Here is a 761-nt window from a genome sequence, read left to right as displayed (position 1 = left end):
AGTACCGTCATAAAGCTGGACGGACGCTCTGCAATCGTCAAGTATGTAACCAAGTACATCACCAAAGGCAACGCAAAAATTTTCGGCAAGTTCTACCTTTCAGGCGGCAAAACGCTCAAACGAGAGGTTCCGGCCGAATTTCTGAATATCGACTACGCATCGTTTGACGGGCAGGAATATGAGATTCCCGCCGCAGGGATGCGGGTCAAATACAAGACATTCAATCTGGATTGGGATGAAACAGCCGATGAAAAAGAGGGCTTCCCGCATGAATCATAACAACCTGACCCCACAAAGGGTATTTCTGACCGGCGCATTTCTTTTGATATTTCTCGCATTGTTCCTGCAAGTTTCCCCGCTTCCCGTTTCGGCGGCAGAGTTTATCAAAGTTGAACCCGACACAACAGTTGACACAGAGCCGGACTGGGAATGGATGCATGAAACGTTGAAAGATTCCGGGAATGCCCAGATCGTAGCTTTAACCGAACAGCAGGCGGATGATCTCGCCGCTCTGCGGCACAACTCGGACATCTTCTTGTACGGGGTGTTTCCGGTAACTGCGAGCCTGCTTCTTCTAATCTGGTTCGTGCGCTGGTTCTACCATACGTTTATCGAAGGAGGGTTGTAAGCATGTCATTTTCTTTCCTTGATGAACCCTGCATTTTATGTGGCTGGTATGATTCGGATTTGGGATGCACCTGTAGCCCTTTGGAAAAATGGTATCAATGCCCATTAGAGCCAGAACCGGACTGGGATGCCAT

1 protein-coding gene and 1 pseudogene are annotated in these 761 nt (G+C 48.9%); both read left to right on the top strand.

Translation table 11 applies throughout. The features are described from left to right. Positions 1-279, top strand: a pseudogene (locus tag D5269_RS18035) (hypothetical protein); the annotation flags it as partial. After that, positions 269-628 (top strand): hypothetical protein, encoded by a 360-nt coding sequence (locus D5269_RS18030; protein WP_120487691.1) that lies wholly within the window; start codon positions 269-271, stop codon positions 626-628. The pseudogene D5269_RS18035 and the gene D5269_RS18030, both read left to right, overlap by 11 nt. Positions 629-761 lie beyond the last annotated feature (133 nt).

The sequence above is a fragment of the Anaerotruncus sp. 1XD42-93 genome (assembly GCF_009917605.1).
GTDB lineage: Bacteria > Bacillota > Clostridia > Oscillospirales > Ruminococcaceae > Anaerotruncus.
This window is presented reverse-complemented; position numbering and strand designations above follow the sequence as displayed.

Bases quoted from the DNA above. Each gene is read 5' to 3' on its own strand.
- D5269_RS18030 (WP_120487691.1), top strand. From the start codon at position 269: ATGAATCATAACAACCTGACCCCACAAAGGGTATTTCTGACCGGCGCA.